Below are 18,914 nucleotides of genomic sequence, written 5' to 3'. Positions count from 1 at the left end.
AGACGCTACGCCTGGCGGGCGCTGGAGCGGGAGTAGAGCAGTCGAATGCCCACCACCGGGATCCGCCCGGCACCGGGAGGGACGCGCACCACGCTGAGCGAGACGCTGGCGCACTCCTGCTCGCACTGACGGCGGGCCCGCTCGAGCACCGACCGCAGGGCGGGGCCGGGGGCACCCTCGACGACCCAGAAGACCTGCCAGCCGTCGTCGGCGTGACGGTAGGTCACGGCCCGGAGCTCGGTCGGGACGTCGTCGGGCAGCAGCGCGTTGAGCCGTGCCAGCGCGAGGCCGTGGGCGCTGGAGCGGCGTACCGCGGTGAGCCACCCGTCGCTGCCGGTCACGAGTCGAACCCGAAGCCGAGCCTGTCCATCGCCTTGAGGAAGGCGTTCTGCCGGCCGCCGTTGGCGTCGGCGGCCGCCAGCGAGCGGCGCATCGCCTCGATGCCGAGGTAGCGAGCCGGCTCGGGCGGGAAGGGCAGCGGCTTGGTGCGCACCATCTCCAGCGCCGTGCGCTCGGTCTCCTCGCCACCGAGCAGGTCGAGCACCACGTCGGCGGCGAAGCGGGTGGCTGCGACGCCGAGCCCGGTGAAGCCGGCGGCGTAGCCGACCCGTCCGCCCAGGGCGGTGCCGTAGAAGGCGGTGAAGCGGGTGCACGTGTCGATGACTCCGCCCCAGCTGTGGGAGAAGCGCACGTCCTCGAGCTGGGGGAAGGTGTCGAGGAACTTCTCCGCGAGCAGCAGCGAGGTCTCGCGACGCTGCTCGTACGCCGGCGCGATCCGGCTGCCGTAGTGGTAGATCGCGTCGTACCCGCCCCACAGGATGCGGCCGTCGCGGGTGGTGCGCGCGTAGATGAACTGGTTGCCGGCGTCGCTCCAGCCCTCTCGCCCACACCACCACCCGACGGCGTCGCGCTGCTCGGTCGTCAGCGGCTCCGTCATGAGGGCGTAGTCGTAGACCGGCACCGTCATCAGCCGCAGCCGGCGCAGCAGCGGCGGGTAGGCGTTGGTGGCGAGGACGACGTGGCGCGCCGCCACCGGTCCCCCGTGGTCGACGCCCAGCGTGACGCCGGCCCCGCTCCGACCCAGGCCGGTGACGCGGCTGCCCTCGCTGATGCGGACGCCGCGCGAGAGGCAGGCCGCCCGAAGCCCCCAGGCCAGGCGCGCCGGCTCGAGCAGCGCGGAGTCGGGGTCGTGGAAGGCGGCCAGTGCCGCCGGCGAGTCGACCCTGGCCCGCAGGGCGTCGCCCTCGAGACAGGTCACGTGCTCCCCCAGCCGCGCCATGTCGTCGTACGCCGACCGCAGCTCGGCCACCTGGTGCGGCTGCGTCGCGACGGCCAGCGAGCCCGTGCGCACGAAGTCGCAGTCGATCTCGTACGCCGCCACGGTGGCGGCGATGCCGTCGAGGTTGGAGCGGCCGAGCTCGAGCAGCTGTGGCATCTCGTCGGGCCAGCGCGCCAGGCCGTTGCCGAAGCCGTGGGTCAGACTGGCCTCGCAGAAGCCGCCGTTGCGCCCGCTGGCGGCGTGGCCGCAGGTCTCGGCCTCGAGCACGAGCACGTCGAGGCCCGGGTCGCGCTCGACCGCGCGCAGCGCCGTCCAGAGCCCGAGGTAGCCGCCGCCCACGACGACGAGGTCGGCGGCCGCGGGACCCCCGAGCGGCGGCAGCGGCTCCGGACGGTCGGGGTCGTCGAGCCAGTAGACCGACGGCGACGCGCCGGCCAGCGCCCGCTCGGCCCGGCTCATCGTGCGAGCGCCTTCTCCTGCCGTCGGCGGTTGAGCTCGACGCCCACCACGATGGCCACGGAGATCACGAACATGACCGTGCCGACGACGTTGACCTGCATCGGCACGCCGCGCTGCGCGACGCCCCACACGTACATGGGGAACGTCGTGGTGTTGCCGGCATTGAGGTTGGTGATGATGAAGTCATCGAAGGACAGCGAGAAGGCGAGCAGCGCCGCACCCAGGATGCCCGGGAAGACCAGCGGGAAGGTGACCCGCAGGAAGGTCTGCCGCTCGTTGGCGTAGAGGTCCATCGCCGCCTGCTCGAGGTTGTTGTCGAGGCCCGCCAGGCGCGCCCGCACGGTGATGACGACGAAGGACAGGCAGAACATGATGTGGGCGATCAGGATCGTCCAGAAGCCGAGCTGCCCGGCGAAGCCCGCGGCGACGAAGAGCGCGAGCAGCGAGGAGCCCAGCACGATCTCGGGGCTCGCCATCGGCAGGAAGATCGCGAGGTTGGCGACCGAGCGACCGTGGAAGCGGTGCCGCACCAGCGCGAAGGCCATCATCGTGCCGAGCACGGTCGCGATCAGCGTGGCCAGCAGGCCGATCTGGATGCTGCGGCTCACCGCGCTGCACATGGCCGCGTCGGCGCAGGGGTTGAGCCAGTTCTGCAGCGTGAAGCCGTCGAAGCGGTAGACCAGCCGGCTCTTCGGGTCGTTGAAGCTCATCAGCACGACCACGAAGATCGGCACGAACATGTAGATCAGCACCAGGATCCCGCCGGCGAGCACGAGGTGCTGACCGATCCACCGGCCCATCCGCTGCAGCGGCGACATCCCAGGGCTCACAGCAGGTCCTCCGTCCCGGCGCGACGCACGTAGAGCAGCACCATCGCCAGGATCATGATCATCAGGATCATGGACAGGGCGCCGGCGATCGCGAAGTCGTTGGCGTCGGTGAACAACGACTGGATCACGGCGCCGATGACGCGGGTCTGGGTGTTGCCGAGCAGCTGGGCGTTGATGTAGTCGCCGACCGCGGGGATGAAGCAGAGCAGCGTGCCCGAGACCACGCCGGGCAGCGACAGCGGCCAGGTGACCTTGAAGAAGCCCACGATCGGACGGGCGTAGAGGTCGCGGGAGGCCTCGACGAGCCGCGGGTCGATCTTGTCGAGGCTGGCGAAGAGCGGCAGCACCATGAAGGGCAGGAAGTTGTAGGTCAGGCCCGCGATCACGGCGAAGGGCGTGGCCAGCAGCCGACCGTCGTCGCCGAGGATGTTGAGGAACTGCAGCGTGTCGACGATGAGCCCCTCGTCGCCGAGCAGCAGCTTCCACGACAGCGTGCGCACCAGGAAGCTGGTGAAGAAGGGCGCGATCACCAGGACCAGCATCAGGTTCTTCCAGCGGCCCGCCTTGAAGGCGATCGCGTAGGCCAGCACGTAGCCGAGGACCAGGCACAGCAGCGTCGCCACCGCGCCGTACCAGAGCGCCCGGAAGAGCGGCGGCCAGTAGTCCTGCAGCGCCGTGACGTAGTTGCCGAAGGCCCACGTCATGTCGTAGCCGGTGAGGATCGAGCCCTCGGGGTCGTAGAGGCTCGTCGCGATCAGCGAGTAGAAGGGGACCAGGAAGAAGAGCAGCAGCCAGAGGGCGCCGGGGAGGAGCAGCCAGTAGCCGGTGAGCTTGCGCCTCTCGCGCGCCTCCGGCGGCTGCGTCGCGACCTCGGTCATCAGTCGGCGTCCTCGTCACGGCCGGCGGCGCGGTCCTGCGTGTGGTCGAGCAGGAAGGCGTACTCGGGGCGCCACGACACGTCGACCCGCTCACCCTTCGCGAAGAGCCGGCGGCGGCCGGTGTTCTGCTCGAAGACCGTCAGCTCCTGGCCCCACGGCATCCGCACGAGGTACTGCGTGCTCACGCCCACGAAGGAGACGTCGGTGACGACGCCGCCGGGGATGCTGTTGCCCGGGGCGTCGATGACCTGCCCCTCCTCGGCGATCAGCACCTTCTCCGGCCGGATCCCGACCCAGCCGAGGTCGCCGGCGTTGCCCGCCACGTGGGCTCGCTGCCCGGGGATCGTCACGACGGTGCCCTGCATGTCGACCTTGACGTCCTCGCCGTCGCGACCGCGCACGGTGCCCTCGATCAGGTTGGACTGGCCCAGGAAGTTGGCCACGAAGGTGGTCTGGGGGTTCTCGTACAGCTCGGCCGGCGCACCCATCTGCTCGATGTGCCCGGCGTTCATCACCGCGACCGTGTCGGCCATGGTCATGGCCTCCTCCTGGTCGTGCGTGACGTGCACGAAGGTGAGCCCGACCTCGGTCTGGATCCGCTTGATCTCGATCTGCATGGAGCGCCGCAGCTTCAGGTCGAGCGCTCCCAGCGGCTCGTCGAGGAGCAGCACCTCGGGGCGGTTGATGATCGCGCGGGCCAGGGCCACGCGCTGCTGCTGGCCACCGGAGAGCTGCGCCGGCTTCTTGCGGGCCTGGGAGGTCAGCTCCACCAGCTCGAGCATGGCGTCGACCTCGCGCTCGACGTCCTTGCGCTTGCGGCGCCGCAGCCCGAAGGCGACGTTCTCGTAGATGTCGAGGTGCGGGAAGAGCGCGTAGTTCTGGAAGACGGTGTTGACCGGCCGCCGGTAGGGCTTCTCCCAGGTGATGTCGCGCTCGCCGAGGGCGATGCTGCCCGAGGTCGGCGTCTCGAGCCCGGCGACCATGCGCAGCGTGGTCGTCTTGCCGCAGCCCGACGGGCCGAGGAGCGCGAAGAAGGACCCGCTCGGGACGTCGAGGTCGAGGTCGTGCACCGCGGTGAAGGCCGCGAACTCCTTGCGCAGGTTGCGCAGGTGGAGGCCCGATCCCGCGCTGCCGGCCCCGGTCGAGCCGTCGGTCTCGGCAGACTCAGCCACTTGTGACATCCGACCAATCTCCTTCGTACTGCCGGTTCTGCGCTTCGTCGAGGGCCATGAAGTCGAAGGTGTCGGCCAGGTCGTCCTCGCTGGGGAAGATCAGGAAGTTGTCGACCAGGTCGGGGTCGATCTTCTCCATCTCCTCGCGGGCACCCTCGACCGGACAGATGTAGTTGACCCACGCGGCGAGCTTCGCGGCCACGGCGGGCTCGTAGTAGTAGTCGATCCAGGCCTCGGCGTTCTCGAGGTGCGTGGCCTTGTTGGGGACGAGCATGTTGTCGCTCCAGAGGTTCAGCCCCTCCTCCGGCACCACGAACTTGATGTCGGGGTTGTCGAACTGCGCCTGGATGACGTCGCCGGACCACGCCTCGCAGGCCACGATGTTGCCCGCCGTGAGGTCCTGGATGTACTCGTTGCCGGTGAAGGCCCGCACCTGGCCCGCCCGCACCCGCCCGCGCAGGTAGTCGATCGCGTTGTACCAGTCGTCATCGGTGAAGTCGTCGGGGTCACCGCCGGTGACCTTGAGCATGAAGGCCATCGTGTCGCGCATCTCGGAGAGCAGCGTGATCCGGCCGCGCAGGTCGTCGCGCGTCATCAGCGCCTCGAAGCTGCCGACCTCGTCGGTCAGGCTCGCGTTGTAGGCGATGCCGGTCAGGCCGCTCTGCCAGGGAGCGGAGAACTCGCGGTCGGGGTCCCACTGCCGGCCGCGCAGCGGCTCGATCAGGTTGGCGTGCAGGTTGGGCACGCGCTCGGCCGAGATGGGCTGCACCCAGCCCAGCCCGATCATGCGCGCGGCCATCCAGTCGGTCAGCATCATCATGTCGCGGTCGATGGGCTCGCAGGCACCGAGCTGGTTGCGCACCCGGGCGAAGAACTCCGCGTTGTCGTTGACGTCGTCGGTGTAGCTGACGCTGATGCCGGTGCGCTCCTCGAACTCCTGCAGCGTCGTCACGTACTGGTCGTCGCCGGCCTCCGCCACGTCGATGTAGGCCGGCCAGTTGGAGACCACGAGCCGCTTGTCGCGCTGCGACACGTCGGTCGCCCGGCAGGTCGCGGGGTCCTGGACGGCGCTCGCGGAGCCGAAGAGCGGCAGCACGGCGGCGCTGCCCAGCGCGAAGGCACCGATCCCCGCACCCTTGAGGAAGGTACGCCGCGAGGCGCCGGGCGCCCGGCTCGTCGTACGCCCTGCACCGGATCCTGCGGTGGGTCCTGGGGACTCGCCAGCCACGCCGATCCTCCTTCGCTCGGGAGCCCGAGAAAAACACGACAGAGCCACTGGTGGCAAGGGATTCCGTGGCAACGACACATGATCGCTACGGAACCGTCACAAAGTACGGCCTTCAGGTGCGGATTGCGGAGTAGACCGCTTGCCAAGGTGGCTGGCGCAGCGCCACGATGTGAGGCATGAGCGATCGGGGCGCAGGGCGAGCGACCGGGCTCATCGACGAGATCTCCAAGTCGATCATCGAGCAGCTGCAGCAGGACGGTCGTCGCTCGTACGCCGCCATCGGCAAGGTGGTGGGCCTCTCGGAGGCCGCCGTGCGGCAGCGGGTGCAGCGGCTCACCGAGGCCGGCGTGATGCAGATCGTCGCCGTCACCGACCCGCTGCAGCTCGGCTTCGGCCGCCAGGCGATGGTCGGCATCCACGTCGACGGCGCCGTGCAGCCCGTCGCCGACGCGCTCGCCGCGCTCCAGGAGGTCATCTACGTGGTGATGACCGCGGGGGGCTACGACGTGCTCTGCGAGGTGGTCAGCGCCAGCGACGAGGAGCTGCTCGACCTCGTGGCCGGCCGGATCCGTGCCGTGCCCGGTGTGCGCACCACGGAGACCTTCATGTACCTCAAGCTCGCGAAGCAGACCTACAGCTGGGGCGTGCGCTGAGCGACCCGGCACTCCGAATTCGCTGCTGACGCCGTGTCCGGCATGGAAGGATACGCGCGTGATCAAGGGTGAGCGGGTCTCGGAGGGGCGCAGCGTGCCGCGCCACTCGACCCGCCCTCCCCAGGCCGTCCTCGACCCCGCCACCAAGTCGATCATCGGGCTGCTCCAGCGCGACGGTCGCCGGCCCTACTCCGAGATCGCGGAGGTCGTCGGGCTCCCCGAGGAGGACGTCGTCGAGCGGGTACGCCGCCTCACCGAGGCCGGCGTCATCCAGATCACCGCCGTCACCGACCCGCTGCAGCTCGGCTTCGCCCGGCAGGCGATGGTCGGTCTCCGCGTCGAGCACGACGAGGTCAAGGCCGTGGCCGCGGCGCTCGCCGAGATCCACGAGGTGGTCTACGTCGTGCTCACCGCGGGTGGCTTCGAGCTGATCGCCGAGGTGATCGGCAACAGCGACGCCCACCTGCTCGAGATCGTCGCCCGCATCAAGCCGCTGCCGGGCGTGACCTCGCTGCACACCTTCCTCTACCTCGAGCTGGAGAAGCAGGTCTACACCTGGGGCACCCGCTAGGGCGTGCCCCCGGCCCCTCACTGCAGCTCGACCTCACCCGCGGCGTACTGCTTGCGGATGACCTTCTTGTCGAACTTGCCGACGCTCGTGCGCGGCACCTGGTCGACGAAGGCCCACGCGTCGGGGAGCTGCCACTTGGCGAAGTCGGCGGCCAGGAACTCGCGCAGCTGCTCGACCGTCACGTCCGCCCCCTCCCGCACCACCACGGTGGCCAGGGGTCGCTCGTCCCACTTCTCGTCGGGGATGGCCACGACCGCGGCCTCGACCACGTCGTCGTGCGCCATCAGCGCGTTCTCCAGGTCGACCGAGGAGATCCACTCCCCGCCCGACTTGATGACGTCCTTGCTGCGGTCGGTCAGCGTGATGTAGCCGAGGGCGTCGAGCTTGCCGACGTCGCCGGTGCGCAGCCAGCCGTCGTGGAACTTCTCGGCCGCCTGGGGGTCGTCGCTGCGGTAGTACTCCGCGGTGACCCACGGCCCGCGCACCTCCAGCTCGCCCACCGCGTCGCCGTCGTCGGCCAGCACGCTGCCGTCGTCGCCCACGATGCGTCCCTCGACCCCGCAGAGCAGGCGTCCCTGGGTGCCCCGGTAGCGCCAGGCCTCGTCGGTGCCCTCCTCCACGCCCAGCGGCGGCCGGCCCGCCGAGGCCACCGGCGAGGTCTCGGTCATCCCCCACGCCTGGCGGACCTCGATGCCGTGCTTGCGCCACAGCGCCTGCTGCAGGGCGAGCGGCACCGCCGACCCGCCGCACAGGATCAGTCCCAGGGACTCCGGCTTCTGCTCGGGGTGCCGCTCGAGGTGGCCCAGCACGTCGTTCCACACCGTCGGCACGGCGCCGGAGACGGTGGCTCGCGAGGCGGCCATGAAGCGGCACAGCGGCTCGGCCTGCAGCCAGCGGTCGGGCATGCACAGCGACGCGCCGCTCATCAGGGCGGCGTACACCAGACCCCAGGCGTTGGCGTGGAACTGCGGCACGATCGGCAGCACCCGGGAGTGGGCGTCGAGCGCCGCGACGGTGCCGCTCCAGATCGCCATGGAGTGCAGGTAGGCCGAGCGGTGGCTGTAGACCACGCCCTTGGGGTTGCCGGTGGTGCCGCTGGTGTAGCACATCGCGGCGGCGTCGCGCTCGTCGATCTCGGGCCAGTCGAAGGTCTCGGGCTGCGCGTCGAGCAGCTCGTCGTAGCGGTGCACCTCGGCGCCCTGGCCCTGCAGCGGCGCGAGGTCGGCGCCGGCCGCCTCCGGCCCCGCGACGACCACGTGCTCCACGGTCTCCATCGCCGCCAGGTGCGGCACCAGCAGGCCGACCAGCGAGGCGTCGACCAGCACCACCTTGTCCTCGGCGTGGTTGGCGATGTAGACGAGCTGGTCGGCGGGCAGCCGGATGTTGAGCGTGTGCAGCACCGCGCCCATCGAGGGCACCGCGAGGTAGGCCGTGAGGTGCTCGGCGTTGTTCCACATGAAGGTCGCGACGCGCTGGTCGCCCTCGACGCCGAGGCCCCGCAGCGCCCCGGCCAGCTGCGCGACCCGCACGCCGAGCTCGCCGTAGGACAGCGACCGGGTGCCGTCCTCGGTGGCCGTGACCACCTCGGAGTCGCGGTGCACGGTGGTGCCGTGGCGGGTGATCTCGCGGATGGTGAGCTGGGCGTCCTGCATCGTGCTGCGCATGGGGGGAGCCTGCCTGGCGTCCCACCGCCTGTCTAGGCTCGGCGGGTGCTCTCGGACTTCACCACGCGCCCCACCCTGACCGGCACCTTCGGCATGGTCTCCTCCACCCACTGGCTGGCCTCGCAGGCCGCGATGCGGATGCTCGAGCTCGGCGGCAACGCCTTCGACGCCGCCGTCGCCGGAGGCTTCGTGCTGCACGTCGTGGAGCCGCACCTCAACGGTCCGGGAGGCGACCTGCCGGCGATCGTCGCGACCGCCGACGACCCCACGCCGCGCGTGCTGTGCGGGCAGGGCCCCGCCCCGGCGGCCGCCTCCCGCGAGGCCTTCGCGGCCATGGGCCTCGACCACGTGCCGGGGTCCGGCGTCGTCGCCGCCGCCGTGCCCGGCGCGGTCGACGCCTGGCTGCTGCTGCTGCGCGACCACGGGTCCCTGCCGCTGGCCACGGTGCTCGAGCCCGCGACGGCGTACGCCCGCGACGGCCACCCGGTGCTGGGCCGCGTGGTCGACACCATCGCGCGGGTCCAGGACCTCTTCACCGAGCACTGGCAGCCCTCGGCGGCGCTGTGGCTGCCCGGCGGGCGGCCGCCACGGCCCGGTGAGCTCGTGACCAACCCGGCGTACGCCGCCGTGCTGGAGCGGCTCGCCGACGCGGGCGACGCCGAGTCGGCGCGCCGGCTGTGGCGCGAGGGCTTCGTCGCCGAGGCCGTCGACGCCTTCCGCGAGCAGGAGTGGCGGCACTCGGGGGGCGAGGTGCTGCCCGGCCTGGTCTCCGGCCAGGACCTCGCCGACTACGCCGCGACCTGGGAGCCGGCCGTGGTGCGCTCCTGGCAGGGCGTCGAGGTCGCCAAGACCGACCTCTGGGGTCAGGGGCCGGCGCTGCTCCAGGTCCTGGCGATGCTCGAGGAGCTCGGCGAGCTCGACCCCGACACGGAGAGCGGGATGCACGCGGTCGTGGAGTGCTGGAAGCTCGCGATGGCCGATCGCGAGGCGTGGTTCGGCGACCGCTCCCCCGTCGGCGTCCACGAGCTGCTCGACCCGGCGTACCTCGCCCGGCGCGCGGCCCTCGTGGGCGACACCGCCGACCTCGACGTGCGCCCGGGCTCCCCGGGCGGTCGCGAGCCGCGGCTCTCCGAGCACGTCCTGCGCCTCCTCGCCGGCGAATGCGTGGCGCCGTCGAGCGACGGCACCACGGGCGAGCCGACCGTGCAGCGCGACGGCGAGACCCGCGGCGACACCTGCCACCTCGACGTGGTCGACCGGTGGGGCAACGTCCTCTCGGCGACGCCCAGCGGCGGCTGGCTGCAGAGCTCGCCCGTGATCCCCGACCTGGGCTTCTGCCTGGGCAGCCGGTCGCAGATGTTCTGGCTCGACGAGGGGCTCCCCGCGTCGCTCGAGCCCGGAGCGCGCCCGCGCACGACGCTCACGCCCACCCTGGTGCTGCGCGACGGCGTGCCCGTGCTCGCGTGCGGCTCCCCCGGCGGCGACCAGCAGGACCAGTGGCAGTCGCTCTTCCTGCTGCGCCACGTGGCGCAGGGCCGCACCCTGCAGCAGGCGATCGACGCGCCGATGTTCCACACCACGAGCTTCCCGGGGTCCTTCCACCCGCGCGGCATGGAGCCCGGGTCGCTGGTCACCGAGTCGCGGGTCGCGCCCGAGCTGCTCGAGGGCCTGCGCCGCCGCGGCCACCAGGTCGTCGAGGAGGGGCCCTGGTCGCTGGGCCGGATGTGCGCCGTCGGCCGCGAGCCCGCCACGGGCGTGCTCTCCGCCGGCGCCAACCCGCGTGGCATGCAGGGGTACGCCGTCGGGCGCTGACGGCGCCTGCGGCTCAGCGGGCCGGCAGGTGCCGACGCGGCGCCATCCGCGGGCCGCGCCGCGGGCGCTGCAGCCCGGCGAGCTCAACCAGTCGCTGCACGCGGTGCCGGTGACCGGCGTACGGCGCGAGCAGCTCGGCCATCTGCGCGTCGTCGCCGACCTCGCCGGTGAGGACGTAGGTGACGTTGGCGGCCACGTGGTAGTCGCCGAAGCTCACCGAGTCGGCGTCGCCGAGCGCCCGCGAGCGCACCTCGGCGCTGGTCCACACGCCGATGCCCGGCAGGCTGCGCAGCCGCCGGTCGAAGACCTCCGGCGGCTCGGCACCCGCGCGCTCGAGCGAGGCGGCGACCCGCGCCGCGTGCTGCACCGGACGGGAGCGGGCACCGTCGACGTGGCAGCGCAGCCACTCCCAGGACGGCACCCGCCGCAGCGCCTCGGCAGGTGGCTGCACCCACAGCCGCACCGGCGGCTCGGCGTCGCTCGGCGGGCCGGGCGCCCGCTCGCCGAAGCGGTGCACCAGGCGGCGGAAGCCGGCGAAGGCCTCCTGCCCCGTCACCTTCTGCTCCAGGATCGCCGGCAGCAGCGCCTCCATGACCAGGCCCGTCGCGCCCAGCCGCCAGTGCCGGTGGCGCCGCCAGGCGTCGGCCAGCGGCTCGGGCGGCACGAAGCCGCTCGGGTCGTCGTCGGCGCCAAGCATCCGCGGCAGGGAGTCGAGCGCCCACTCGGCCCCGCTGCCCCACGCCGTGGCGTGCACCTCGCCGGCGTCGGGCCGGCTCACGAGACGCAGCGAGGCCGGGCCCTGGGGCGTCCCGATGCCGCGCCAGATCGCGCCGTCGTCGCCGAAGCGGAAGGTCGGGTCACCCGGGCCGCGCCGGTGCGTCGCGAGGACGGCGAGCACCGGGCACGGCCACGCCGGCCGCCACACCCGCTCGCTGGCCCCCACCCGGAGAGCGTATGCCGCGCCCCTGTCGGGGCACGGTGCCAGCATGTCCGGCATGCTCCTCGCCCGCCTCGTCGACGTCTCCGGCCAGGTCGCGGCCACCTCCAAGCGGCTGGCCAAGCGCGACCTCATCGCCGGGCTGCTCCGCGAGGCCGCGCCGGGTGGCGAGGACGACCTCGACCTCGTGGCGACCTACCTCTCCGGCACGCTGCGCCAGCGGCGCACCGGCGTCGGCCACCGCTCGCTCGGCTCGCTCCCGCCGCCGGCGCAGGAGCCCTCGGTGACGCTCGCCGAGGTCGACGCCGCCCTCGAGCGGCTCGCCGCGCTGGCGGGAGCCGGCTCGGCGACCTCCCGGCGCGACGCCGTGGCCGACCTCTTCGGACGGCTGACCCTCCCCGAGCAGGAGTGGCTGCGCGCCGTCATGACCGGCAACGTCCGCCAGGGCGCGCTCGACTCGGTGATGCTCGACGCCATCGCCCAGGCGGCCGAGGTGCCCGTCGCCGACGTACGCCGCGCCGCCATGTTCAGCGCCCCCACCGGCCCTCTCGCCGCCGCCGCGCTCACCCGTGGGTCCGCCGGACTGGCTGACTTCTCCATGCTGGTCGGTCGCCCCGTCCGGCCGATGCTCGCCGGCGCCGCCCCCGACGTCGCGGAGGGTGTCGACAAGGTCGGCGCGGGCACCGCGGTCGCGGTCGACACCAAGCTCGACGGCATCCGGATCCAGGTGCACAAGCACGGCGACGAGATCGCGGTCTTCACCCGGTCCCTCGACGAGATCGGCGAGCGGCTGCCCGAGGTCCTCGACGTGGTGCGGTCGCTGCCCGCGCACGACCTGGTGCTCGACGGCGAGGCCCTCGCGATCGGCCCTGACGGGCGGCCACGGCCCTTCCAGGAGACCGCGTCGACCACGGCGACCCGCTCCGGGGCGGCCGGCATCACGCCGTACTTCTTCGACGTGCTGCTCCACGAGGGCGACTCCCTCATCGAGTCGCCCACCCACGAGCGGCTCGCCCGGCTCGACTCCGTCGTGCCCGAGCCCCACCGCGTCTCCCGGCTCGTCACCGACTCCGCCGAGGAGGCCCAGCGCTTCTTCGACGACGCCGTGGCCGCGGGCCAGGAGGGCGTCATCGTCAAGCGCCTCGACGCGCCGTACGACGCCGGCCGCCGCGGGTCGGCGTGGGTCAAGGTCAAGCCGCGCCACACCCTCGACCTCGTCGTGCTCGCCGTGGAGTGGGGCAGCGGGCGCCGCCAGGGCTGGCTCTCCAACATCCACCTCGGCGCGCGCGACGAGACCAGCGAGACCGGCTTCGTGATGCTCGGCAAGACCTTCAAGGGCATGACCGACGAGATCCTCGCCTGGCAGACCGAACGCTTCCTCGCCCTGGAGACCCACCGCGACGGCCACGTCGTCCACGTACGACCCGAGCAGGTGGTGGAGATCGCCTTCGACGGCGTGCAACGCTCAACCCGCTACCCCGGCGGCGTCGCCCTCCGCTTCGCCCGCGTGCTGCGCTACCGCCAAGACAAGATGGCACACGAGGCCGACACGCTCGCGCGGGTGCGCGAGCTGGGCGCCTCCTAGCCCAGCCGGCGCTGCAGCGCGGTGGCGCCGGGACCCTCGAGCTCCCGGGCCACGCCCGCGCGACCCCCGAGGACCATCAGCACCGCCTCGCCGCTCCCCCGCGCCTCGGGGCCCCGGCCGTGCGCCCAGTCGAGGTCGGTGGCCACGACCCGGGTGCCGCGCACGTGCCAGAAGCCGCGCAGGGGCGGGGCGGTGACGGCGAAGCCGAGCGCGTAGCGCACCCGGTCGCCAGGGATCGAGCGGCGGCTCCCAAGAGGTCGCCTGATGTCCTGCTGGTGCACGAGCGCGTCGACCAGGCCCACGGCACCGCCGCGCGCCGCGGTGAGTCCGCTGGGCCGCAGGTGGGTGCGCAGCCGGTCGACGAGCTGGTCGGGGGTCAGCCCCTGCTGTCGGGACAGGAAGCCGGCATTCACCCGCCCCAGCGACATCCGCGCCCGGAGCATCGACGGCAGCACCTCGCGCATGCCGACGCCCTCGTAGCTCAGCAGGTGCGCGACCACGTCACGCACCGACCAGCCGTCGCAGAGCGACTCCTGCTCCCACTGGGCCGGCTCCAGACCGGTCAGCAGCTCCAGCAGCTCGGCGCGCTCCGCCTCGGCCTCCCTCATCAGGTCCACCGCGGCAGCCTAAGGGGGCTCCTGCCCTCCTCACTCCCGCCGGTGGAACCGGACCTGGTTGTCGGGGGTGAGCACGTGGTCGAAGCCGGGGTCGTGGATCCGACGGTGGTGCGGACCGCAGAGGAGCCGGCCGTTGGCGAGGTCGGTGGTGCCGCCGTGGGACCAGGGTCGGTCGTGGTGGGCGTGGCACATGCTGGCGGGCACGTCGCAGTGCTCGGCGGTGCAGCCGCCGTCGCGCAGGGTCAGCGCGACGCGCTGGGCCTTGGAGAAGAGCCGGGCGGTGTCGCCCAGGTCGAGGGCCTGGTGGCCGGTGCCCAGCACGGCGGGCAGCAGCCTGTGACCGCACGCCAGCCGACGGGCCTCGCCTGCGGAGATCGCGAGTCCGGTGTCGAGCGTGGCCACGCCGGCCTGGTGCAGCGTGTCCGTGAGCAGCTCGGCGTCGATCCTGACGACGACGGTCGCGTCACCGCCTCCAGCGACCGGGAGGTCACGGGCGCCCATGCGCTCGAGCAGCTCGCAGAGGGCTCGCCCACGACGGGTCTCCACCGGCTCGCGCGCCGTCATCTCGGTGCTGGTCCCGGTGCTGGTCCCGGTGCCGGTCCCTGCGCCGGAGCCGTCGGGGACGCCGGTGACGGCCCTGGCGGGGCTCGCGATCGCCTGCAGCGCCTTGGTGAGCATCGCGCCGTGGAGGTCGGGGATCGCGAACCTGCCGTGGGTGACCCCCTCGCCGTCGCGCCACATCCGCAGGGAGGTCCGGCGCTCGGCGCGGGCCTCCTGGCGGGCGAGCCGCTCGCCCTCCGCAGCCTCGGCGACCTCGGGAGCGATCACCTCGTAGATCTTCTCGCCGAGCACCTCCAGCTGCTCCGGCGCGAACGAGGCGGCGAGCTCGACGAGGTGGCGCTCGGCTGCCTCGGCCTGGTCACAGGTCACGCCGTGGGGACCGTCCTGCGGGAACCGCTCGATCGCGCGCTTGATGACCTTGGCCTGGTCGAGCGACACGTCGCCGGCGAGCATCCCGGCCTCGAGGTGGCGGTAGCGGCACAGCAGGTCGGCGAGCCTGAGGTCCGCACGCGCGGTGCTGCGGCGCTGTCGCGTCGACGCGTGGGCCCAGTCGGCCGCGGACGACGCCCCCTCGGCGAGCGCGGCGCCGGAGCGCTCGGCCTCGACCAGGACGCTGAGCCGCAGGGCGGCGAGCTGCGCCTCCACCTTGGCCAGCGTGGCAAGGGTGGCGACCTGCTCCGCCGGGGGCATCGACCACACCGGCGGACCCGCGACCACCTCGTCGAGCCGCTCCGAGAGCCGCTGCGCCAGCACCGCCAGCGGGTGCGTCAGCACCAGCTCGGGCGTCGCGGCCACGGTCTCGGTCATGACTCAAGTCAAGCAGGGACCACCGACAGCGAGCGGCGTCTGACCTGCTGATATCTCAAGCAATGGACGCGCATTCGAACAATTCTTCGACGTTGCTGAGTACGCCTCGCCCCTCACCTCAGCACGGCCCAGGCGATGAGGGAGTCCAACCGCCGGATGTCGGCACCCTTGCCCACCTTGATCTTGATGTGACCGGCGCGCGTCCACATCTCCAGCTCAGCGTTGGTGTCGAGGAGCCGCCCGGCGTTCTCGGAGGACCACATGTTGATGGAGGCGTAGGGCAGCGAGTAGATCTCCACCTTCTTGCCCGTCATGCCCTGCGCGTCGCGCACGATGAGGCGCTTGGTGGTGAAGACCGCGCTGTCGCGGAAGGTCTTGAACGCCGCGACCGCGGTTTCGCCTTGCACCAGCAGCTCGGTGACGTCGGGCGGGACGGGGATCTCCTGCAGGAAGGTCCAAGCGGTGATCGAAGCGGTCTCCATCGGTGTCCTCTCGTCGGCTGTGCCCATGGTGGGGATCGCGACGGTGATGCGACAGGGCGAGTCCACGCGCCGGGAAGGACGCGACGACTCCTGACGACCTGGACGCGGCGCGCCCTGCTCACGCTCCTGCGCCTCGCGTCACACGTGTGCAACTGCGAGTTGCACTATCATCGAGGGCATGGCCACACGACTTCGTGCCGTCGACGCCGAAGAGCGACCGGCACCCCGCAAGCCGGCGGCGGCTCGACGCCGCGCGCGGGAGGCGGAGATCCTGGCCGCGACGCGCGAGCTCTTCGACCGCACCGGGGTGCGCGACGCCCAGATCGACGACATCGCCAAGGCGGTGGGCGTCAACCGGGCCATCATCTACCGCCACTTCTCCGGCAAGGAGGAGCTCTTCGCGCTCACGCTGGTCAGCTACCTCGACGACCTCGGTGAGGCGCTCGAGGCGGCCGCCCGCGCCCGGCGTACGCCGCTGACCAAGTTGGCCGCGGTGACCGAGGCCTTCGTCGACTTCGGTCTCGACCACCCCGCCTTCGTCGACTGCGCGCTGACGATCATGCGACGGCCCGGCCCCGAGCTGCTCGACGAGATCAGCGAGAGCGCGATGTTCCGCCTCGGCCGCGGCATGTCGGTCTGCCTGGCCCATGTGCGCGACGTGCTGGTCGCCGGCAACGAGGCGGGCGACTTCCATGTCGATGACCCGGTGCTGCTCGCCAACCACATGTACGCCAGCAGCCTCGGCGCGCTGCAGCTCGCTCGCGTGGGCATGCTCGTGCGCGAGCAGTCGCCCGGCGTCCCCGCGATCGCGCCGGTCTCGTCGGCCGACGTCAAGCGCTACGTCGTGCGCACCGCACAGGCGCTCGCCGTCGGCGGCTGAGCGGCAGCTCGGCCCTCACGCGCGTGCCTGGGTGCCGGGGTCGAGCACGAGCCGCACGGCGACCTGAGTGCCGGGCAGGTCAGCCGCGGCGTCAGCGAGGCGCGGGTGGACGAAGACCTGGCGGCGGCGAGCAGGCCGGGCCTCGTCAGGCTCCAGGACGCAGCAGAGTGCTGGCCTGGAGCGAAGTCCGCCATGGCGGCCTCGAGGTCGTCATCGTCGAGGGAGAACTCTGGAGGTCTCGAGACAGGACTTCGTCCTTCGTCGACCACCCGGGGACCAGCGTGACCCGTCAGGTGCGGGGGTCTCGAGACAGGACTCCGTCCTTCCTCGACCACCCGGGGACCAGCGCGACCCGTCAGGTACGGGGGTCCTCGAGACAGGACTCCGTCCTTCCTCGACCACCCGGGGGCCAGCCCGATCCGTCAGGTGCGGGGGTCTCGAGACAGGACTCCGTCCTTCCTCGACCACCCGGGGACCAGCGCGACCCGTCAGGCGCGGGGGTCTCGGGACAGGACTCCGTCCTTCCTCGACCACCCGGGGGCCAGCGAGACCCATCAGGTGCGGGGAGCCTCGTCCGCCCCGCCGCGGTCCGCCTAGCTGCGGCGGCGGCGGTCCCAGTCGCGGGCGGTCTGCTCGTCGGTCCAGCGCTGGCCCTCGGCGCGCTGCTGCTCCCGGCCGGAGAGACGGCCGCCGCCACCTCCGCCGCCGGAGAGCAGCCAGAGGGCCGGGGCGGCGACGACCACGAGACCGCCGAGAGCCCACAGCGGGCTCTCCGCCCAGCGGGCGTTGAGCCAGTCGAGCGTCCCCGCCGGCGAGGCCACCCCCGTGGCCACGAGGGCCACCACCGCGCCCACCGTCAGCAGGGCGCGCCACCAGGTGCCGAAGAAGACCAGGCCCACCACGGCCCAGAGCAGCGTCGAGACGAGCAGCGCCACCACGAGGACCACGAGCAGGGCCACCAGTCCGAGGACGATCGCGAGCACGCGGTGGTCGCTCGCCCACTCGCCCAGGTCGCTGCGCATCCCCGGACGCTAGGGCCTCCGCGGCCCCGGCGTCCTGGGTGGAGACGCGGAGGTCTAGGCCGCCCTCAGCGCTCCAGGATGGCGACGACGCCCTGGCCGCCGGCGGCGCAGACCGAGATCAGGCCGCGGCCGGAGCCGCGCTCCTCGAGCAGCTTGGCCAGGTTGGCGACGATGCGGGCACCGGTGGCGGCGAAGGGGTGGCCTGCGGCGAGCGAGGAGCCGTTGACGTTGAGGTTGGTGCGGTCGATCGCGCCCAGCGGCTCGTCGAGGCCGAGGCGCTCCTTGCAGAAGACCGGGTCCTCCCAGGCGGCCAGGGTGGAGAGGACCTGCGAGGCGAAGGCCTCGTGGATCTCGTAGAAGTCGAAGTCCTGCAGCGTCAGGCCGTTGCGGTGCAGCAGCCGCGCCGCGGCGTACGCCGGGGCCATCAGCAGGCCCTCGCCGCCGTGCACGAAGTCGACGGCGGCGGTCTCGGCGTCGACGAAGTAGGCGCGGGGCGTCAGCCCGTGCTCCTCGGCCCACTCCTCGCTCGCGAGCAGCACCGTGGAGGCGCCGTCGGTGAGCGGGGTGGAGTTGGCGGCCGTCATCGTGGCGGCCTCGCCCTTGCCGAAGACGGGCTTGAGCTTGGCGAGCTTCTCCACCGAGGAGTCGGGGCGGAGGTTCTGGTCGCGCTCGAGGCCGTGGAAGGGCGTGATGAGGTCGTCCTGGAAGCCACGCTCGTACGACGCCGCCAGCCGCTGGTGGGAGGCCACGGCGAGCTCGTCCTGCGCCTCGCGGCTGATCTGCCACTCGAGCGCCGTGAGCGCCGCGTGCTCGCCCATCGAGAGCCGGGTGCGCGGCTCCCCGTTGCTCGGGATCGCGGGCACCAGGTGCGCGGGGCGGACCTTGGCGAGCGCCGCCAGCCGGCCCTGCAGGGTCTTGGCGCGGTTGGCCTCGAGCAGGATCTTGCGCAGCTTCTCCCCCACCGCGATCGGCGCGTCTGAGGTGGTGTCGGAGCCGCCGGCGATGCCGGAGTCCATCTGCCCGAGGGCGATCTTGTTGGCGACGTAGATCGCGGCCTGCAGCCCGGTGCCGCAGGCCTGCTGCAGGTCGACGGCCGCGGTCTCGGGCGCCAGACGCGACCCGAGCACCGCCTCGCGGGTGAGGTTGAAGTCGCGGCTGTGCTTGAGCACGGCGCCGGCGGCGACCTCGCCGATCCGCTCGCCCTGCAGCCCGTAGCGCGTCGCCAGGCCGTCGATCGCGGCGGTGAGCATCTCCTGGTTGGACGCCGTGGCGTAGACGGTGTTGCTGCGGGCGAAGGGGATGCGGTTGCCACCGAGGACGGCAACGCGACGGGTCTCCTGCGGCATGATCTGTGTCAGCTCCTCGTGGGTCGGGCACGCCCGTGGTAGCGCTGCCCTCATGGGCCATGGTGCCTGCGGCAACAGTGGAATTGAACGACGTGAGGGCCAGGTCACGAAAAGTGGACGGCGAGTTACAC

Annotated in this window: 18 protein-coding genes; 5 read left to right on the top strand and 13 right to left on the bottom strand. The window is 72.4% G+C overall.

The genetic code is table 11. The features are described 5' to 3' along the window. Positions 1-5: 5 nt before the first annotated feature. The 6 genes from IG63_RS0116175 to IG63_RS0116150 are packed head-to-tail and all read right to left on the bottom strand — an operon-like array spanning position 6 to position 5,846. Positions 6-341, bottom strand: a complete 336-nt coding sequence (locus tag IG63_RS0116175; RefSeq protein ID WP_030485390.1) for an arginine repressor — start codon at positions 339-341, stop codon at positions 6-8. Beyond that, entirely contained in the window at positions 338-1,738 is a 1,401-nt protein-coding gene (locus IG63_RS0116170; RefSeq protein ID WP_030485389.1) for an NAD(P)/FAD-dependent oxidoreductase, read from the bottom strand. Before IG63_RS0116170 ends, IG63_RS0116175 begins: the two co-directional genes overlap by 4 nt. Further along, a complete protein-coding gene (locus IG63_RS0116165; protein ID WP_245604467.1) occupies positions 1,735-2,568 on the bottom strand; it encodes an ABC transporter permease in 834 nt (277 codons plus the stop codon). Before IG63_RS0116165 ends, IG63_RS0116170 begins: the two co-directional genes overlap by 4 nt. Further along, positions 2,565-3,446: an ABC transporter permease gene (locus tag IG63_RS0116160; RefSeq protein ID WP_030485387.1), complete on the bottom strand. Its 882-nt coding sequence runs from the start codon at positions 3,444-3,446 to the stop codon at positions 2,565-2,567. Before IG63_RS0116160 ends, IG63_RS0116165 begins: the two co-directional genes overlap by 4 nt. Beyond that, entirely contained in the window at positions 3,446-4,627 is a 1,182-nt protein-coding gene (locus tag IG63_RS0116155; RefSeq protein WP_051707012.1) for an ABC transporter ATP-binding protein, read from the bottom strand. Before IG63_RS0116155 ends, IG63_RS0116160 begins: the two co-directional genes overlap by 1 nt. Next, positions 4,611-5,846 carry an ABC transporter substrate-binding protein gene (locus IG63_RS0116150; RefSeq protein ID WP_084597254.1) on the bottom strand — a complete coding sequence of 412 codons (1,236 nt, stop codon included), beginning with the start codon at positions 5,844-5,846 and terminating at the stop codon, positions 4,611-4,613. The genes IG63_RS0116155 and IG63_RS0116150 overlap by 17 nt, the downstream gene beginning before the upstream one ends. Positions 5,847-6,022: 176 nt before the next feature. On the opposite strand from IG63_RS0116150, the gene IG63_RS0116145 reads away from it, so the two are divergent. Continuing rightward, a complete protein-coding gene (locus IG63_RS0116145) occupies positions 6,023-6,499 on the top strand; it encodes an Lrp/AsnC family transcriptional regulator (protein WP_030485384.1) in 477 nt (158 codons plus the stop codon). 58 nt (positions 6,500-6,557) lie between these two features. Beyond that, positions 6,558-7,070: an Lrp/AsnC family transcriptional regulator gene (locus tag IG63_RS0116140; RefSeq protein ID WP_051707011.1), complete on the top strand. Its 513-nt coding sequence runs from the start codon at positions 6,558-6,560 to the stop codon at positions 7,068-7,070. Positions 7,071-7,087: 17 nt separating this feature from the next. On the opposite strand, the gene IG63_RS0116135 is transcribed toward IG63_RS0116140, so the two are convergent. Continuing rightward, positions 7,088-8,734 carry a fatty acid--CoA ligase gene (locus IG63_RS0116135; protein ID WP_030485382.1) on the bottom strand — a complete coding sequence of 549 codons (1,647 nt, stop codon included), beginning with the start codon at positions 8,732-8,734 and terminating at the stop codon, positions 7,088-7,090. Between the two features lie 45 nt (positions 8,735-8,779). On the opposite strand from IG63_RS0116135, the gene IG63_RS0116130 reads away from it, so the two are divergent. Continuing rightward, positions 8,780-10,546: a gamma-glutamyltransferase gene (locus IG63_RS0116130; protein ID WP_030485381.1), complete on the top strand. Its 1,767-nt coding sequence runs from the start codon at positions 8,780-8,782 to the stop codon at positions 10,544-10,546. Between the two features lie 13 nt (positions 10,547-10,559). Here the strand turns inward: IG63_RS0116130 and IG63_RS0116125 are convergent, their stop codons facing one another. Further along, a complete protein-coding gene (locus IG63_RS0116125) occupies positions 10,560-11,489 on the bottom strand; it encodes a DNA-3-methyladenine glycosylase family protein (RefSeq protein WP_030485380.1) in 930 nt (309 codons plus the stop codon). A 43-nt stretch (positions 11,490-11,532) separates the two neighbouring features. Between IG63_RS0116125 and IG63_RS0116120 the strand changes: the two genes are divergently transcribed. Next, complete coding sequence (locus IG63_RS0116120; RefSeq protein WP_342665969.1) at positions 11,533-13,068, top strand: ATP-dependent DNA ligase; 1,536 nt, start codon at positions 11,533-11,535, stop codon at positions 13,066-13,068. Here the strand turns inward: IG63_RS0116120 and IG63_RS0116115 are convergent. The 3 genes from IG63_RS0116115 to IG63_RS0116105 form a co-directional block, all read right to left on the bottom strand. Beyond that, entirely contained in the window at positions 13,065-13,676 is a 612-nt protein-coding gene (locus tag IG63_RS0116115; RefSeq protein ID WP_157210238.1) for a maleylpyruvate isomerase family mycothiol-dependent enzyme, read from the bottom strand. The two genes, IG63_RS0116120 and IG63_RS0116115, sit on opposite strands and share 4 nt — an antisense overlap. Positions 13,677-13,715: 39 nt before the next feature. Beyond that, positions 13,716-15,053, bottom strand: coding sequence for an HNH endonuclease signature motif containing protein (locus tag IG63_RS21710; RefSeq protein ID WP_030485377.1), 1,338 nt, complete (start codon positions 15,051-15,053; stop codon positions 13,716-13,718). Positions 15,054-15,166: 113 nt separating this feature from the next. Continuing rightward, positions 15,167-15,535 carry a PH domain-containing protein gene (locus IG63_RS0116105; RefSeq protein ID WP_030485376.1) on the bottom strand — a complete coding sequence of 123 codons (369 nt, stop codon included), beginning with the start codon at positions 15,533-15,535 and terminating at the stop codon, positions 15,167-15,169. 178 nt (positions 15,536-15,713) lie between these two features. Here IG63_RS0116105 and IG63_RS0116100 point away from each other — a divergent pair, with 178 nt between their 5' ends. After that, positions 15,714-16,415, top strand: coding sequence for a TetR/AcrR family transcriptional regulator (locus IG63_RS0116100; RefSeq protein ID WP_051707009.1), 702 nt, complete (start codon positions 15,714-15,716; stop codon positions 16,413-16,415). Between the two features lie 593 nt (positions 16,416-17,008). Here IG63_RS0116100 and IG63_RS0116095 read toward each other — a convergent pair. Beyond that, complete coding sequence (locus tag IG63_RS0116095; RefSeq protein WP_030485374.1) at positions 17,009-17,437, bottom strand: hypothetical protein; 429 nt, start codon at positions 17,435-17,437, stop codon at positions 17,009-17,011. Between the two features lie 65 nt (positions 17,438-17,502). After that, a complete protein-coding gene (locus tag IG63_RS0116090; RefSeq protein WP_030485373.1) occupies positions 17,503-18,783 on the bottom strand; it encodes an acetyl-CoA C-acetyltransferase in 1,281 nt (426 codons plus the stop codon). Between the last annotated feature and the right edge of the window lie 131 nt (positions 18,784-18,914).

Source organism: Nocardioides aequoreus, from assembly GCF_000720335.1.
Classification (GTDB): Bacteria; Actinomycetota; Actinomycetes; order Propionibacteriales; family Nocardioidaceae; genus Marmoricola; species Marmoricola aequoreus.
This window is presented reverse-complemented; position numbering and strand designations above follow the sequence as displayed.

What these genes read in the sequence shown, in the direction of transcription:
- IG63_RS0116155 (WP_051707012.1), bottom strand. Translation starts at nt 4,627, where the DNA reads ATGTCACAAGTGGCTGAGTCTGCCGAGACCGACGGCTCGACCGGGGCC.
- IG63_RS0116160 (WP_030485387.1), bottom strand. Translation starts at nt 3,446, where the DNA reads ATGACCGAGGTCGCGACGCAGCCGCCGGAGGCGCGCGAGAGGCGCAAG.
- IG63_RS0116095 (WP_030485374.1), bottom strand. Translation starts at nt 17,437, where the DNA reads ATGCGCAGCGACCTGGGCGAGTGGGCGAGCGACCACCGCGTGCTCGCG.
- IG63_RS0116135 (WP_030485382.1), bottom strand. Translation starts at nt 8,734, where the DNA reads ATGCGCAGCACGATGCAGGACGCCCAGCTCACCATCCGCGAGATCACC.
- IG63_RS0116105 (WP_030485376.1), bottom strand. Translation starts at nt 15,535, where the DNA reads ATGGAGACCGCTTCGATCACCGCTTGGACCTTCCTGCAGGAGATCCCC.
- IG63_RS21710 (WP_030485377.1), bottom strand. Translation starts at nt 15,053, where the DNA reads ATGACCGAGACCGTGGCCGCGACGCCCGAGCTGGTGCTGACGCACCCG.
- IG63_RS0116115 (WP_157210238.1), bottom strand. Translation starts at nt 13,676, where the DNA reads ATGAGGGAGGCCGAGGCGGAGCGCGCCGAGCTGCTGGAGCTGCTGACC.
- IG63_RS0116100 (WP_051707009.1), top strand. Translation starts at nt 15,714, where the DNA reads ATGGCCACACGACTTCGTGCCGTCGACGCCGAAGAGCGACCGGCACCC.
- IG63_RS0116145 (WP_030485384.1), top strand. Translation starts at nt 6,023, where the DNA reads ATGAGCGATCGGGGCGCAGGGCGAGCGACCGGGCTCATCGACGAGATC.
- IG63_RS0116120 (WP_342665969.1), top strand. Translation starts at nt 11,533, where the DNA reads ATGTCCGGCATGCTCCTCGCCCGCCTCGTCGACGTCTCCGGCCAGGTC.
- IG63_RS0116090 (WP_030485373.1), bottom strand. Translation starts at nt 18,783, where the DNA reads ATGCCGCAGGAGACCCGTCGCGTTGCCGTCCTCGGTGGCAACCGCATC.
- IG63_RS0116170 (WP_030485389.1), bottom strand. Translation starts at nt 1,738, where the DNA reads ATGAGCCGGGCCGAGCGGGCGCTGGCCGGCGCGTCGCCGTCGGTCTAC.